Origin of the sequence: Streptomyces spiramenti (genome assembly GCF_012034385.1) — a bacterium.
Lineage (GTDB): Bacteria > Actinomycetota > Actinomycetes > Streptomycetales > Streptomycetaceae > Streptomyces > Streptomyces spiramenti.
The window spans coordinates 1-15,755 of record NZ_JAAVJB010000115.1 but is presented as its reverse complement, the minus strand read 5'-3'; the positions used below and the strand labels follow the sequence as shown (position 1 = coordinate 15,755).

10 protein-coding genes are annotated in these 15,755 nt (G+C 75.7%); 7 read left to right on the top strand and 3 right to left on the bottom strand.

Going from position 1 to position 15,755, the window contains the following annotated elements; genetic code table 11:
• Window positions 1-232 precede the first annotated feature (232 nt).
• Both tmk and HCJ92_RS14620 read left to right on the top strand, forming a co-directional pair.
• Window positions 233-3,391, top strand: coding sequence for a dTMP kinase (gene tmk, locus HCJ92_RS14625; protein ID WP_167934024.1), 3,159 nt, complete (start codon window positions 233-235; stop codon window positions 3,389-3,391).
• A gap of 370 nt (window positions 3,392-3,761) precedes the next feature.
• On the top strand, window positions 3,762-4,517 hold the full coding sequence (locus HCJ92_RS14620) for a right-handed parallel beta-helix repeat-containing protein (protein ID WP_167934023.1): 756 nt from the start codon (window positions 3,762-3,764) through the stop codon (window positions 4,515-4,517).
• 150 nt (window positions 4,518-4,667) lie between these two features.
• On the opposite strand, the gene HCJ92_RS14615 is transcribed toward HCJ92_RS14620, so the two are convergent.
• Entirely contained in the window at window positions 4,668-5,876 is a 1,209-nt protein-coding gene (locus HCJ92_RS14615; protein ID WP_167934022.1) for a choice-of-anchor P family protein, read from the bottom strand.
• Window positions 5,877-6,236: 360 nt separating this feature from the next.
• Between HCJ92_RS14615 and HCJ92_RS14610 the strand changes: the two genes are divergently transcribed.
• Window positions 6,237-7,445, top strand: coding sequence for a DNA polymerase III subunit delta' (locus HCJ92_RS14610; protein ID WP_167934021.1), 1,209 nt, complete (start codon window positions 6,237-6,239; stop codon window positions 7,443-7,445).
• A gap of 323 nt (window positions 7,446-7,768) precedes the next feature.
• On the top strand, window positions 7,769-9,322 hold the full coding sequence (locus tag HCJ92_RS14605; protein WP_167934020.1) for an alpha/beta hydrolase: 1,554 nt from the start codon (window positions 7,769-7,771) through the stop codon (window positions 9,320-9,322).
• A gap of 84 nt (window positions 9,323-9,406) precedes the next feature.
• Here HCJ92_RS14605 and HCJ92_RS14600 read toward each other — a convergent pair whose 3' ends face one another.
• Window positions 9,407-10,123 (bottom strand): response regulator, encoded by a 717-nt coding sequence (locus HCJ92_RS14600; RefSeq protein WP_167934019.1) that lies wholly within the window; start codon window positions 10,121-10,123, stop codon window positions 9,407-9,409.
• On the bottom strand, window positions 10,120-11,889 hold the full coding sequence (locus tag HCJ92_RS14595) for an ATP-binding protein (protein WP_167934018.1): 1,770 nt from the start codon (window positions 11,887-11,889) through the stop codon (window positions 10,120-10,122). The genes HCJ92_RS14600 and HCJ92_RS14595 overlap by 4 nt, the downstream gene beginning before the upstream one ends.
• Window positions 11,890-12,402: 513 nt before the next feature.
• Between HCJ92_RS14595 and HCJ92_RS14590 the strand changes: the two genes are divergently transcribed.
• Genes HCJ92_RS14590 through HCJ92_RS14580 form a run of 3 tightly spaced genes read left to right on the top strand, consistent with a single transcriptional unit; the run spans window position 12,403 to window position 15,676 of the window.
• Window positions 12,403-13,392, top strand: a complete 990-nt coding sequence (locus tag HCJ92_RS14590; protein ID WP_167934017.1) for a Bug family tripartite tricarboxylate transporter substrate binding protein — start codon at window positions 12,403-12,405, stop codon at window positions 13,390-13,392.
• On the top strand, window positions 13,392-14,126 hold the full coding sequence (locus tag HCJ92_RS14585) for a tripartite tricarboxylate transporter TctB family protein (protein ID WP_167934016.1): 735 nt from the start codon (window positions 13,392-13,394) through the stop codon (window positions 14,124-14,126). The genes HCJ92_RS14590 and HCJ92_RS14585 overlap by 1 nt, the downstream gene beginning before the upstream one ends.
• 2 nt (window positions 14,127-14,128) lie before the next feature.
• A complete protein-coding gene (locus tag HCJ92_RS14580; protein WP_167934015.1) occupies window positions 14,129-15,676 on the top strand; it encodes a tripartite tricarboxylate transporter permease in 1,548 nt (515 codons plus the stop codon).
• Window positions 15,677-15,755: the final 79 nt, after the last annotated feature.

Sequence of the window (15,755 nt, the reverse complement as noted above, 5' to 3'; positions counted from 1 at the left end):
GCGGCGGGCGCGGCGCGTTTGCGGGCGGCCACGCCCGCCCGCAACCGTCCGTCCCGCCGCGGCACCCGCCGGTATCGGCCCGACGGCCCGTCAGCGCCGCCGCACCGTGTCGGTGACCGTGGGTCACCGTCAACCGACGGTCGCCCGGACACCCCCCGCCACCGGTGCGACGCGGCGGCCAATTGTTCGGCCGGGTACCGGCGCTGTCCGAACGGACCGTTACGCTGGCCGGATGACGCGAGCAGACCAACCGAAGGTTGTCGACCCCGCGAGCGACGCCACCGACGAGGCGCTCGCCGCGGACTCCCGGGACCGCGGACCGCGCGCCCTGCTGCGGGTTCCCGCGCTGCGCCGGCTGTGGGAGGCACAGCTCACCGGCGCCGCGGGCGACGTGCTGGCGATGCTGGTTCTGGTCCTGCTGGTGATCCCCGCAGCCTTCACCTCCGGCGCCTTCGGCGACGGCGAACGCGGCGTGCTCCTCGCCGTGGTCCTGGTGATCGCCGTGCGGCTCGCCGCCACCGGGCTGGTCGGCGCCCTCCTCCCCGGCCACGTCGGGAAGCTGCTCGCCGAGAGCGGCCCGCTCGACCGCCGCTGGACCATGATCGGAGCCGACGGCGTGCGCGCGGCGGTGCTGATCGTCGCACCGCTGTGGATCAACTGGGTCCCCGGCTCCGCGCTGGTCTACCTGCTGGTCACGGCGTTCCTGCTCGGGATCGCCGAGCGGGTGTGGGCCATCGCCCGCGACACCGCCGCGCCCGGGATGCTGCCTCCGCCGCCCCCCGAGGGCGCAGCCGTGAGGCCGCTGCCCGCGCACGGCGAGGCGCTGCGCACGCTGTGGGTCCGGGCGAGCTTCCTCGCCGTGCCCGCCGCTGCGGCGGGCCTGGTCGTCGCCGGCCTGGTCAGTAACCTGCTGGCCACCGGGATCGACTGGTTCGACACCCACCAGGCCGCCCTGGCCTCGTACGTCGCCGCCGGGCTGTTCGCCGCGTCGATCTCGGCCCTGTACTTCCTGAAGCTGCCCTCGACCGGTGGTGCCCGCGCCCGCTCCCCGCTGGAGGGGCTGCGGCGCCCCACCGCCGGCAGCACCCCGGAACAGGGCCGCACCGGCGCACTGTCCGCACTGGTCGGCGCCTGCGCCGCCGTCACCGCCGCGATCGCCGCGGCCGGCGCGGTCGCCGTGCTGCACGCGCTGTACCTGGGCGCGGGGCCCGTCTACTTCGGCCTGCTGCTCCTGGCGCTGACCGGCGGCACCGCGGTAGGGATCCGGTGGGCGCCCGCCGCGCTCCCCGCGCTCAGCCGCCGGCGGCTGCTGCCGCTGGCCGTGGTCGTCACCGGCCTCGCCCTGCTCGCCACCGGCCTGGTCTCCGACTCGGCGACCGTGCTGGCCTGCGCACTGGCCGCCGGTGTCGCCGCGGGCGTCGCGGCCCGGACCGGCCACGTCCTGCTGGACCAGGAGGTCGAGGAGTTCCGCCGCCCCCGCCTGACCCAGCACCTGCACGCGGTCCTGCGCGTCGCCGTCGCCTCGGCGGTCGTGCTCGGTCCGCTGCTGGCGACGCTGATCGGCTCGCACCGGGTCGAGAGCGGCGACTTCGCCGTCGACTACGGCGCCGCCGCCTTCGCCCTCATGATCATCGGTGCGGCGCTGCTGCCCGTCGGCGCGCTGCTGCTCCGCTCCACCGACGACCGGCAGGGCGTGCCGCTGCGGTCCGACCTCCGGAACGCCCTGCTCCCCCGCGAGCAGCGCGAGGCGGCGGCCGAGGCCGGGTTCTTCATCGCGATCGAGGGCGGTGACGGCGCCGGCAAGTCCACCCAGGTCGAGGCGCTGGCCCGCTGGGTCCGCGACAAGGGCCACGAGGTCGTCGTCACCCGCGAGCCCGGTGCCACCGCCGTCGGGCAGCGGCTGCGCTCGATCCTGCTGGACGTCGCCAACGACGGGCTCTCCCACCGCGCGGAGGCCCTGCTGTACGCGGCAGACCGCGCCGAGCACGTCGAGTCCGTGGTGCGCCCCGCGCTCGCCCGGGGTGCCGTCGTCATCTCCGACCGCTACGTCGACTCCTCCGTCGCCTACCAGGGCGTGGGCAGGGACCTCTCCGCCACCGAGATCGCCCGCATCTCCCGCTGGGCGACCGGCGGGCTGGTGCCGCAGCTGACGCTGCTGCTGGACATCTCCCCGGAGACCGCGCGGGAGCGCTTCACCGAGGCGCCCGACCGGATGGAGCAGCAGTCCGCCGAGTTCCACCAGCGTGTCCGCGCCGGTTTCCTCTCGCTGGCCGCCGCCGACCCTGGGCGCTACCTCGTCATCGACGCCGGCCAGGACGCGGAGTCCGTCACGACGACCGCCCGGCACCGCCTCGACCAGGTGCTGCCCCTCTCCGAGGCCGAGATCGAGGCCCGCGAGGAGGCACGACGGAAGGCCGAGGAGGAGGCCCGCCGCAAGGCCGAGGAGGAGCGCAAGCGCCGTGAGGAGGAAGAGCGGCTGGCGGCCGAGCGCCGCGCCGAGCAGGAGCGCCTGGAGCGGGAACGCCGCGAGGAGGAGGAGCGCCTGGAGCGCGAGCGTCAGGAGGAGCTCGCCCGGCAGCGTGCCGCCGAGGCGGCGCGGCTGAAGGCCGAGGAGGAGGCCCGCCGCAAGGCCGAGGAGGAGCGTCAGGCGGAGGAGGCCCGGCAGCGTGCCGAGGACGCCCGCAAGCGCGCGGAGGAGGAGCGACTGCGCCGCGAGGCGGAGGAGCGTGCCCGCCAGGAGGAGCAGGCCCGTCTGAAGGCCCGTGCCGAGGAGGAGGCGCGGCTCCGCGCCGAGGCCGAGGAGCGCCGCCGTGAGAAGCAGCGCAAGGCCGAGGAGGCGCTGCTGCGTGCCGAGGCCACCCGCAAGGCCGCGGCTGCCGAGGCGGAGCGCAAGGAGCGGCAGGAGCGCGAAAAGGCGGAGCACCGCGAGCGTGAGCAGGCCGCGCGCCGCCGCGCCGAGGAGGAGGCCGCCCGGCGTGCGCGGGAGGACGAGCGCCGCCGGGCCGAGGACGACACCACGGCGCTGCCGGTCGTCGGCCGTGACGGCAAGCCGCAGGGCGCCGACGACGAGACCGCCGTCATGCCCGCGGTCGGTCGCGAGGAGCCCCGGGGTTCCGACGACGAGACGACGGTGCTGCCGACCGTGGGCCGCGAGGAGGCGCGCCGTCCGGCGGCCGACGACGAGACCGCGGTCCTGCCGGCTGTCGGTGGCGACTCCGCTCCTGACGTGACCGAGACGGCGCAGCTCCCGCAGGTCGACGAGGGTGCCGCCTCGCGTCGCAGCCGTCCCTCGTGGGCGGAGGAGACACCGCTGGACGACGTGCCGACCCTCGCGGACGAGCTGCTGGGGCCGCACGACGACGACGGGCGTGACGGCAAGCGCCGCCGCTGATCTGCCCGCCGACGGCGCCGCCCCGTCGTGCACGCCGCCCGGTTCCCCGAGAGGGGGCCGGGCGGTCGGCGTTCGGGCGCGGGCGCCGGGTGGCGGTGCCCGGCCGGCGGGGCGGGCGGTGAGCCGGGGGCCGCGGCGCGGCCGGGCTGCTCCGTCCGGGTGGCAACCGGACGCCTCTCGCGGGGCGCAGCGCGGTCGGGCAGACCATCCGACGATAGACCTGACGTCCATGTGGCATCGCAGTCGTTCCAGTCGTTCCTCCCGCCGGAGTCCACGCCGTCCGCTCCGCGGCGCCGGTACACGCCGGGGCACCGGCCCGGCCGTCCCCGTCGCGACCGGTGGGCGTCGCGGCCGGGGGCCGGCGCGGGCCGTGGCGGCGTCCGGCCTGGTGGTGGGGCTGCTGGTGCTGCTGGCCGGGTGCGGTGCGCTGAGCCCCCGTCAGGACGACGCCCGCTCCGGCCCGCCCGGGCAGCGGGCGGTGATCACCGTCCCGGAGGACGCGCCGACCATCCAGCGCGCGGTGGACGCGGCCGTCCCCGGTGATCTGGTGCTCGTCGACCCGGGCGTGTACCGCGAGAGCGTCGTGGTGAGCACACCGCGCATCGTGCTGCGGGGCGCCGACCGCAACCGGGTGGTCGTGGACGGCGAGGGGGAGCGGGGCTCCGGAGTGACGGTGACCGCCCCCGAGGTGGCGGTGGAGAACCTGACGGTCCGCGGCCACCGGGCGCGGGGCGTCGCGTTCCTCGGCACCCCGGAACGGCCGCTCGCCGGGTACCGCGTCTCCTACGTGACGGCGCACGACAACGGGGAGCACGGTCTGTCGGCGCGCCATGCCCGCCGGGGCGTGGTCGAGCACGCGTTGTTCGCAGGGTTCTCCGGCGCGGGCGTCCACATCGCGCACTGCCACAGCTGCCGGACGGTCGTGCGGGAGTCCGTCGTCGCCACCGGTGGTGCGTCCGTCGTGCTGGACGCCGCCGACGGGGTGGCGGTCGAGTCCGACGGCGCGCCGCGGGCGGAGGCGGCGGACCACGGACTCGCCCGGCAGCCGGTCCTGCCGGGCGACCCGCGGGCGGCGCCTCGCCCGGCGGTCACCGCGCCGACCCTCTCCGGCGGCGCCCCCGCCTGATCCCGAGCCGTCGCACCGCGCTCGCCGGGCGCCCGTGGCCGGGCCGCCGGGGCCCTTCCCCGGCGGCGGCAACCCGTGCGTGCGGTGGCGGACCGGCCTCGCGCCGACGGCGGGGTGCGGAGGGGCGCCCCCCGCCGGTCCGGGGCGGTCTCAGGAGCGAGTGGTCGCCCGTTCCAGCGTGAACGCGTCGTGGAGGCGCAGCTCGTCACCGGCCGTCACACGGAACGGCCCGGCGCAGCGCTCGTCCCGGTCCTGGGGCAGCCGGTACCCGGAGGGCGCGTCGACCACGCAGAGCGTCGAGGAGCTCGGGGCGACGTCCTCGACGGTGCAGCCCTCACGGGTGGTCACGCAGACCCCGGCCACCCGCCCCTGGGCGTCGGTGAGCTCCAGCACCACGCCGGGGACGTCGACGCCGCGGCCCGCCTCCACCGCCCTGGCGTGGACGGTGGCGGTCGTGCGGGCGGGGGCGTCGGCCGCCCCGCCGTCGCCCGTCGCCCCGCCGTCGCCCGTCGCCTCGTCGCGGTCGGCGGCTTCGTCGCGCGGCGCGTCCTCACCGGTCCCGGCGTGCGAGCCCGGCAGGCACCGGACGGTGCCGACGGCGAGCTGCGAGGGGTTCTGCCCGGTCAGTTCGACCCGGAGCGCGGTCACCGTGAGCGAGCCGTCGTCCGCGCGTACCTGCTCGTTGAGGACGACCCGGCCCAGTCCCGAGGGCAGGTCGATCTCGGTGTTCGGTTCGGGCGCCTGGTCCAGCCGCAGCGCGGGCAGCCAGCCCGGGAAGAGGCGGGCGTCCACCAGGGTGGCCGTGCCGTCCGTGGTGCCGTCGGCCCGGGCTGTGCAGCGGGCGTCGACCGCGCCGTGCTCCACGGTGGCGGAGCCGAGGTCCATCCGCAGCGAGCCCGCGCCGGCCTCGGCGTCCACCGAGCCGGTGCGGTCGCCCCTGGTCTCGGCGTAGAGCACCGTCGCCCAGCCCACGCCCTCGACCGTCAGCCGCGGTGTGCTCTCCTGCGCGGGGCCGTCGGCGAGGGCGGCGCGCGCCTCCGCCAGGCGGGCCGCCGGGGTCTCGCTGACGAGGGTGAGTCCCTGGCCGAGCGCGTCGGCGCCCGAGGAGGTGGCGGACAGGCGCTCGGACGCGGGCAGCGGTCGCAGCGACGGCGGCGGCGCCGGGGCCGACGCGCCCGGGAGCGAAGCGGCGTCGGCGTCCGCGGCGTCGGTGTCCGTGGCGTCCGGCGCGGTCGCCTCCACAGCGGTCGGCTCCGCCGGGGTGGAGAGGTCGGTGGCGGAGGCGGTGGGCGCCAGCAGCGCGACGACGGCGGCGGTGGCCAGCACGCGAGCGGCGCGGCGGGGGAGGGGCGAGGGCATGGCGGTACTCCTTCGGGGGCCCGGAGCGACGTGGTCCGACGGCGTTGCCGGGCACGGACGATGAGAACAACGAGTGATCGGATGAAAACACAAGGTGATGATTGGGTGACGGACCCAAGGTCTCACCGCGCCGTCGGCCGTTCCCCTGGAGTCGGTCCGGGCGGGTGACACCCGCCGCCGGACGGCTGACCGCCCGCTGCGTCCGGGTCACGCCGGGTACGGCGCCCTCCGGCCGCGTCGCCCCGGGGGCCGGCCCGCCGGGCCGATGGCCGGGGCGGGCCGGGCTGTCCGAGGCGTGCCGCACAATGGGTGGCGGTCGGCGGGTGAGCAGGGCGTGGCGGCACGAGACGTGGGAGAGCGATGGCGGTCTGGGACGACATGGTGGGCCAGGGGCCGGTGGTGGAGCAGCTGTCCGCCGCCGCCCGGGACGCCGACGCCTACGTCACCGCGGCGGCGGCCGGGGAGGCGCTCCAGGTCTCCGGCTCCGCGATGACGCACGCCTGGCTCTTCACCGGGCCGCCCGGCTCCGGCCGCTCCACCGCGGCGCGTGCCTTCGCGGCGGCGCTGCAGTGCGTCTCCCCCGACCGCGCCCTCGGCGGCGTGCCCGGCTGCGGCTTCTGCGACGGCTGCCACACCGCACTGGTCGGCACCCACGCCGACGTGGAGGTCGTCCGGACCGACCTGCTGACCATCGGTGTGAAGCAGACCCGCGAGCAGGTCCGACGCGCACAGCTCTCCCCGGCGGTCGGTCGCTGGCAGGTCATCGTCCTGGAGGACGCCGACCGGCTGACGGAGGGTGCGGCCAACGTCCTCCTCAAGGCCGTGGAGGAACCGGCACCGCGCACCGTGTGGCTGCTCTGCACCCCGTCCGTGGAGGACGTCCTCCCGACGATCCGTTCCCGCTGCCGCCTGCTCGCGCTCCGCACCCCGTCGGTCGCGGCCGTGGCCGACGTGCTCGTGCGCCGGGACGGCGTGGCGCCGGAACTGGCGGAGGGGGCGGCCCAGGCGGCGCGCGGTCACATCGGTCGCGCCCGGCGGCTCGCCACCGACGAACGGGCCCGGTCCCGCCGCGAGGCCGTACTGCGGATGCCCCGACGCGTCGGCGACGTCGGCGGCTGCCTGCGGGCGGCGCAGGAGCTGGTCGACGCCGCGGCCGAGGACGCGAAGCAGCTGTCCGAGGAGCTCGACGAGAAGGAGACCGAGGAGTTGCGCGCCGCGCTCGGCGGTGGCGACGGCAAGCGGATGCCGCGTGGCACGGCGGGCGCGATGAAGGAACTGGAGGACCGCCACAAGCGGCGGGCCACCCGGGTGCAGCGCGACGCGCTCGACCTCGCGCTGACCGATCTCACCGGGTTCTACCGCGACGTGCTGGCCCACCAGTTCGGCACCTCGCTGGCCGCCGCGGGGGGCAGTACCGCGCAGCCGGTGGCCGAGGCGGCAGCCGCCTCCCGGCCCGAGCAGACGTTGCGGCGCATCGAGGCGGTGCTGGCCTGCCGGGCCGCGCTGGACCGGAACGTCTCGCCGCTGCTGGCGGTGGAGGCGATGGCCATGAGCCTCCGCTCCCCCTGAGCCGGACCGCTGCGCCGGCCCCCTGAGTGCTCCCGCACCGGAGCGCTCCGCCCCGGCACGGACGCCCGGCGCGCGCCTCCCACGCACGCCTCCCCCCAAGCGGACACCACCACGGCGCGTACCGGGAGAACGGGACCGCCCGGTCGAGCGGCCCCGGTGAGGCGCCCACTGCCCGCCACGCCCCCGCCCCGGCGGTGGGACAAGGCGTACAAGATGGCTGACCCGCCCGGCAGTTGGCCACCCGCACCAGCCGCCCCATCGGCCCGATACCCTCGTTGCTCAGCCGTCGTTCACCACCGTCCGCACCGATGCACTGGGGAACCATGCCCGTCACCCGACCCTTCCGAGTCCCCGCCGTCGCGCTCACCGCGGCGGCCGTGCTGCTTTCGGGCTGCACCACCGGCGACCCGGAGGGCGGGGCGTCCTCCTCGGCCGCCGGCCAGGGCGCCGAGCCGACGGACGGCCCGAGCCCCGTCCCCGAGGACCTCCCGGAGGAGCTCCTGCCGTACTACGAGCAGGAGCTGAGCTGGCGGGACTGCGGCGTCCCCGGCTTCCAGTGCGCCACCCTCACCGCGCCCCTCGACTACACCGAGGCGGGCGCCGCCGACCTGCAGCTGACGGTCTCCCGCAAGCGCGCCACCGGTCCGCGCGAGGAGCGGATCGGGTCGCTGCTCGTCAACCCCGGCGGCCCGGGCGCCTCCGCCATCGACTACCTCCAGGGGTACGCCGGTGTCGGGTTCCCGGAGCCGGTGCGCGCCGGCTACGACATGGTGGCGCTCGACGCCCGCGGCACCGGGCGGAGCGAGCCGGTCGAGTGCTGGGACGGCAGCGCGATGGACGCCTTCACCCAGGTCGACCGCACCCCTGACGACGAGGAGGAGGAAGAGGCCCTGGTGGCGGCGCTCACCGAGTTCGGCGAGGGGTGCGGTGCCTCCTCCGGCCGCCTGCTGGAGCACATCTCCACCGACGAGTCGGCCCGCGACCTCGACCTGCTGCGCGCGGTGCTCGGCGACACCCACCTGCACTACTACGGCGTCTCCTACGGCACCCAGCTCGGCGCCGCCTACGCCGACCTGTTCCCGGAGCGCGTCGGCCGGCTGGTGCTCGACGCGGCGATCGACCCCCGGCTGGACGCCCTGGAGCGGGACCGCCAGCAGGCCGCCGGGTTCGAGACGGCGCTCGACTCCTATCTCGCGGACTGCGGCGCGCAGCGGGACTGCCCCGTCGGCGACGCCGCCGCCCTGACGGAGCTGTTCGAGGCGCTCGACGAGGAACCGCTGCCCACGGGCGAGGACCGGCGGCTGACGGAGTCCCTGGCCACCACGGGGGTCGCGCAGGCGCTCTACTCCCCGGCGCTCTGGCCGCAGCTGAGCGACGCCCTGCGGGCGGCCGGCGACGGGGACGGCGCTCCGCTGCTGGCGCTGGCGGACGGCTACCACGACCGTGACGCCGCCGGGAGCTACGGGACGATCATGTTCGCCTTCCCCGCGATCAGCTGCCTGGACGCGCCGCCCGCTCTCGGCGACGCCGCGGAGGTCCGTGAGGCGCTGGACTCCTTCGAGGAGGCGTCGCCGACCTTCGGCCGGGACTTCGCCTGGGCGACGCTGATGTGCGCCACCTGGCCGGTCGAGGCCAAGGGGGAGCCGGGCCCGGTCACCGCGGAGGGCGCCGACGACATCCTCGTCGTCGGCACCACCCGCGACCCGGCGACCCCGTACGCCTGGGCCGAGGGGCTGGCCGAACAGCTGGAGTCGGCGACGCTGCTGACCTTCGACGGCGACGGCCACGGCGCCTACGGTGCCGACCCCTGCGTCGACGACGCGATCGGCGCGTACCTGCTGTCGGGCACCGTGCCGGAGCCCGGCGCGCGGTGCTGACCCCCGCGTCCGGCGCGCCCGCCCGGACCGCCGCACGAGCCGCGCCGCCGTCTCCCGAGCGATCCGCCCGCCGGGCGCCCCGGGTCAGCCCGGGGCGCCGCCCTCGGCGGGCCCGGCGCCCGCCCACCGGTAGCGGTGCTCCGGGCGGCCCGCCGTGCCGTAGCGCATGCGCAGTTCGGCACGCCCGTCGGCGCAGAGGTGCTCCAGGTACCGGCGGGCGGTGACCCGGGAGACGCCTGTGCGTTCGCTGACGTCCACTGCGGACAGGTCGCCGTCCGCCTCGCGCAGCGTCCCCGCGATCAACTCGTTGGTCGCGGTGGTCAGCCCCTTGGGCAGGGACCGCCCCGCCGCCGCGGGACGCAGCAGTCCGAACAGCCGGTCGACGTCGTGCTGTGTGGTGGCGGGTCCGGCGTCCACCATGCTGCGCCGTGCCACCGCGTACCGCTCCAGCTGGTCGCGGAGCGCCGTCAGCGGGAACGGCTTCAGCAGGTAGTGGACCGCCCCGCCGTGGAGCGCCGCCCGCACGTGTTCGATGTCGCGGACCGCGGTGATCACCAGGAAGTCCACCAGGTGGGTGCCGCCCTCCGGGGCGCGCACCGCCCGCAGCACGGAGGTACCGGTGCCGTCCGGCAGGTAGAGGTCGAGCAGCACCAGGTCGGGGCGTAGCCGCTCGATCTCGGTGAGGGCGTCCGCCGCGGTGTGCGCCACGCCGATGGCGGTGAAGCCCGGCAGCGACTGCACCAGGTCGTGGTGGTTGCGGGCGACCCGCACGTCGTCGTCGACGACCAGGACGGTGATCATCCGCGGTCCGTCCGTCCGTGCGCCGTGCGGTCGCCGTGCGGGCGGTACCGGGGGGCCGGGGCGGCGCCGTTCGGCGCGGCCGGCTCGTCGGCGCGGTCGGCGGCGGTGCGGCTCTCGCGCGGCGCTTCGCGCTCCGCGTCGGGCAGATAGGCGGTGAACACTGCTCCCTCTTCGTTCTCCTGCGTCAGTACCTCCACCCCGACCGTGCCTCCGCGACTTTCGCAGACCTGCCGGACGAGCGCCAGCCCCAGGCCGCGGGTGCCGCCGCGCGAGACCTTGGTGGTGAACCCGTAGTCGAAGATCTCCTCCGCCAGCCCGTCCGCGACACCGCGCCCGGAGTCGGTGACCCGCACCTCCACCAGGTCGTGCGCCAGCCGGCCCGGGAGCGCCGGATGAGTCCGCACCAGCAGCTCGACCCAGCCGCCCGGGCCGCTCTCGGCGACCGAGTCGAGGGCGTTGTCGACCAGGTTGCCGACGACCAGCAGCACGTCGTCGCGCAGGGCGCCCCGGAGCCGCTCCGGCACCTGGGTCATGGGGGAGAGCCGCAGCTCCGAGCCCCGTTCCGACGCCTGGGCGGACTTGGCGAGCGCGAGCGCCGCCAGCGCCGGGTCCGCGACGCTCCGGCTGATCTCCCCGCTGGTCAGCGCGTGGGCGGCCGACAGGTCGGTCAGGTAGTCCCGTGCCTCCTCGACCGCGCCCAGTTCCAGCATCCCGGCGACGGTGTGGATGCGGTTGGCGTACTCGTGCGACTGGGCGCGCAGCCCGCGGGTCACCGTCCGCGCGCCGTCCAGCTCTCCGGTGAGGCGGTCCAGCTCGGTGCGGTCCCGGAACGTCACGACGGCCCCCGCGGCGCGGCCCTTCACCTGGACCGGCATCCGGTTGCACACCAGGATGCGGGCGCCGACCAGCACGATGCGGTCCTCGCCGGGGTCGGCCCCGGAGACCACGTCCAACAGCCGGTCCGCCGGCCCCAACTCGGCCAGCGGCCGTCCCTCGCTGTCGTCCGGCAGCCCCAGCATGTGGCGGGCCGGCGGGTTGACCAGGGTGACCCGGCCCTCGGTGTCGACCGCGAGCACGCCTTCCCGCACCGCGTACAGCAGCGCCTCACGGCCCTCCAGCAGCGCGGTGATCTCCACGGGCTCCAGGCCGTGCGTCTTGGCGCGGACCCGCCGGGACAGCACGAAGGCCCCGGCCCCGCCCAGCAGCAGCACCGCGACGGTGGTTCCCAGGATCGACGGCAGGGCGTTGTTGACCTCGGTGTCGATCTCCGAGGTGAGGATGCCGACGGAGACGTACCCGACCAGCCGCCCGTCGGCGGTCCCGTCGTGCGTCAGCGGCACCTTGGCACGCACCGTCGTGCCGCGCGTGCCGGTCTCCACGCCGCTCCACTCCTCGCCGACCGCGGCCGGCCCCGGAGGGGTGGAGACCACTTCACCGATGAGCGATTGGTTGACGTGCGACATCCGGATGCCGTCGGTCGTGGCCACCACGATGTACTCGGCCCGGGTCGCCTCCCGGACCGCCTCGGCGCGCGGCGAGATCACCGCCGCCGGGTCGGGGGCGTCCATGGCGCCGCCCACCTCGGGCATCGCGGAGACCGACCGCGCGATGGTGAGGACCCGCTCGGCGTACTGCCGGTCGAGCTCCCGGTCGAACTGGGCGATCCAGAGCGCCCCGGTCGCCGCGAGGGCGAGCGCGAGCAGCGTCGCGTAGCCGACGAAGAGCGAGCCGGTGAGGGAGAGCGGGCGGGGGCGCGGCAGACGCATGGTGTTCCTGGCGGTTCCTGGGGTGCGGCGGTCGGGGCGGGGCGGCCGGGCGCTCCGTGTCGTGACGTTAGTCCGGGGAGGCGGCCACCGGGGTGCCCACGGGGGGCACGGTTCGGAATCGGTTCCGCCACCGGACGGCCACCCGGCGGTCGCCGAGCGGGCGCGCGGGCCGACCCGCGGGCGGGCTCGGAGAGCGGTCGGCCCGGGAGGCGGCGCCCCGACCCCGGCGCCCCGACCCCGGGGCCCGGACCCGGGCCGACCGGCCCTTCGGCACGGCCCGTGCCGCCGTGGTTCCGGTGGGTCAGGTCACACCCCGATCACGCCCCCGCGACCAATACGACCAGTATGACGCCAGTGTTAACAGCTCTCGTACGCGCCTGTAACCCCGCTCACACTGTGGTGCACCGCGGTGCGGCGGCCTGGACGGGCCTGCCCGTGCCCGGTGGAGAGCCGGCGCCCGCCTCGCGCGGTCGGCCGACGACCGTGAAGGCAAGGCAGGAAAGGACGTGCGGGATGAGGACGCCCAAGGCACTGGGACGGGGCGCGGCCATCGCCGCCGCCTGCGTCCTGGTCGGCGTCGCACTGGTCGACGTGCACCAGAGCGCCGCGTCGGGCAGCGGCCCGAACGAGAAGCTGATGCTGATCGCCCCGGCCGCCCCCGGCGGCGGCTGGGACACGCTCGCCCGCGAGATGCAGAACGGCCTGCGTGAGGAGGACCTCCGCTACAACATCGAGGTCTCCAACGCCGAGGGCGCCGGTGGCACCATCGGGCTGACGCAGACCGCCAACCGCCACGGGCAGGCCAACGTCCTGACCATGTCCGGGCTGGGCATGGTCGGCGCCGTGGAGACGCTCGGCTCGCAGCACACCATGGCCGACTCGACGCCGATCGCGCAGATCGCCTCCGAGTACCTGGCCGTCGTCGTGCCGGCCGACTCCCCCTACGAGACGCTGAACGACCTGGCCGACGACTGGGAGGAGCAGGGCCGGCAGCTGCCGGTCGCCGGCGGTTCGATGGGCGGTGTCGACCAGATCTTCACGGCGCGCGTCGGCCAGGCGATGGAGGTCGACCCGGCCGTCATCAACTACCTGCCGTACTCGGGCGGCGGCGAGGTCGTCACCTCGATGCTGTCGGGCACCTCCAAGGTCGGCTTCGGCACGCTCGGTGACTTCAGCGACCAGATCGACCGCGGTGCGCTGCGCGCCCTGGCCGTCTCCTCACCGGAGCGGCTGGAGGGCGTCGACATCCCCACCGCGCTGGAGCAGGGCTTCGACGTCGAGATGTCGAACTGGCGCGGCGTCATCGCCCCGCCCGGCATCACCGAGGAGGAGGCCGAGCGGCTGGAGCAGCTCGTCGCCGAGCTCCTGCAGACCGACTCGTGGGCCGACACCCTCAAGCGCAACAGGTGGACCGACACGTATCAGGACCGCGCCGAGTTCACGGCGTTCCTGGAGGAGGAGATCGCGGTGACCACGGAAACCGTGAAGGCGCTGGGGCTGTGATGGCGAACCGCAACGACACCCCGGCACCCGACGGCCCCGAGGCGGCGAAGGCCGAGGTCGCCGGGTCCGCCGCGGCGGACCCGGGCACGACCCCCGACGGGGACACCGCAGCCGCCACCGGCGGACCGGCGGCCACCGGAACCGCGACCGCGACGGTCCCCGACGCCACGACCGGCGACGAGCCGTCCGCGGAGGCTCCGGACATCGAGGAGACCGAGGAGGCCGCGCCCACGTACGACCCGGAGTCCGCCCCCTGGACCGGCTCCGGAGCGTGGGTCTTCCCCGGCCTCGTCGCTCTCTTCGGCGTCATCGCCGTCTGGGGCGCCCTCACCATCGAGTCCCCGCCGAACAGCGCGCCGCCGGGCCCCGGCGTCGTACCCGGCGTGATCGGCGCCCTGCTGCTGCTCGTCGCGGCCAAGATGGCGTTCGACAACCTGCGGGTGGCACGCGCCCTGCGGGCCGGGGTCGACTTCGGCCCGCCCGCACCCCCGACCGAGTGGTCGCCGGTGGCACTGACCCTCGGCGCGCTCGCCGTGCACGTCGCCCTGCTGGAACCGCTGGGCTGGCTGCTGGCCGGGACCCTGCTGTTCTGGGGCGTCTCCTACGCGTTCGGTGCCCGCAACCCGCTGCGTGACGCGGTCGTTTCCCTGTCCATGTCGGCCGCCGTGCAGGTCGGATTCTCGTTCGGTCTGGGTCTGAACCTGCCCGGCGGCGTTCTGGAGATGGTGCTCTAACCATGGAAGCCCTCAACCTCCTCGGCGAGGGTCTCGCGGCAGCGCTGACCCCGAACAACCTCCTGTGGGCCCTGTGTGGCGTGCTCCTGGGCACCGCCGTCGGCGTCCTCCCCGGCATGGGCTCGGCCATGGCCGTCGCCCTGCTGCTCCCCGTCACCTTCCAGATGGACGCCACCAGCGCGTTCATCCTCTTCGCCGCGGTCTACTACGGCGGCATGTTCGGCGGCGCGACCACGTCCATCCTGCTGAACACACCAGGTCAGGCGTCGTCGATCGCGACGATGTACGAGGGCCACAAGATGGCCCTCGCCGGCCGGGCGCCCCAGGCGCTGGGCACCGCCGTCATCGGCTCCTTCGTCGCCTCCATCGTCGGCACCCTCGCCGTCGCGATGTTCGCGCCGACCATGGTCGACTTCGCCCTCAAGTTCGGCCCCGGTGAGTACTTCGCCCTGACGATCTTCTCGTTCGTCGCGGTCGCAGCCGTCGTCTCCGGCTCCGTCATCCGCGGCATGGCGTCGCTGCTCATCGGCCTCGCCATCGGCCTGGTCGGCATCGACAGCCAGAGCGGCGCCCCCCGCTTCGACTTCGGCTCGGCGGTCCTGCTGGACGGCGTCAACATCATCATCGTCACCGTCGGCATGCTCGCCCTCGGCGAGGTCCTCTACGTCGCCGCGCGGGGGCGCAACGCCCCCGACCTCAGCCGGATCCGCTCCGGCAAGCCGTGGCTGAAGAAGCGCGACGTGCGACGCTCCTGGCCCGCGTGGCTGCGCGGCACCGCCATCGGCACGGCCTTCGGCCCCATCCCCGGCAGCGGCGCGGAGATCCCGACCTTCATCTCGCTGGGCGCCGAACGGCGCATGGCCAAGCGCCGCGAGCAGCGCGGCGGCGAGAAGAGCGAGTTCGGGAAGGGCGCCATCGAAGGCGTCGCCGGCCCCGAATCCGCCAACAATGCCAGCGCCGCCGGCACCCTGGTGCCGCTGCTCGGCCTCGGCCTGCCGACCTCCGCCACCGCGGCGATCATGCTGGCCGCGTTCCAGCAGTACGGCCTGCAGCCCGGACCGGTGCTCTTCGAGCGCAACGGCGACCTGGTGTGGACCCTGCTGGCCTCGCTGCTCATCGGCTCGGTGCTGCTGCTCGCCATCAACCTGCCGTTCGCCCCGCTCTGGGCGAAGCTGCTGAGGCTGCCCAAGCCGTACCTCTACGCGGGCATCACCCTCTTCTCGGTGCTGGCCGTCTACGCCATCAACGGCTCGGTCGTGCACCTGGTGATGCTGCTGGTCATCGCCGCGCTCGCCTTCGGGATGCGCCACTTCGGAGTGCCGGTGGCGCCCGCCCTGATCGGCGTGGTGCTGGGGCCGATCGCCGAGACCGAGCTGCGCCGGGCGCTCGCCGCGTCCGACGGCGACCCGTCGATCCTGGTCGGCAGCGGTATCTCGATCGGGCTCTACGTCATGGTGGTCATCGCCGCGCTGCTGCCGCTGGCGGCCAAGGTCCGGCGTGCGCGCCGCGCCGAGAAGGCCGGCAGGGAGCGGGCGGGCACCGCCGCCTGACCCGGTCGCGTGCCCGGATCCTCCCGCCGGCCCCGGGCACGCCGCCGAGCCGCCCCCATCGCACCGAGCGAGGGGGCGG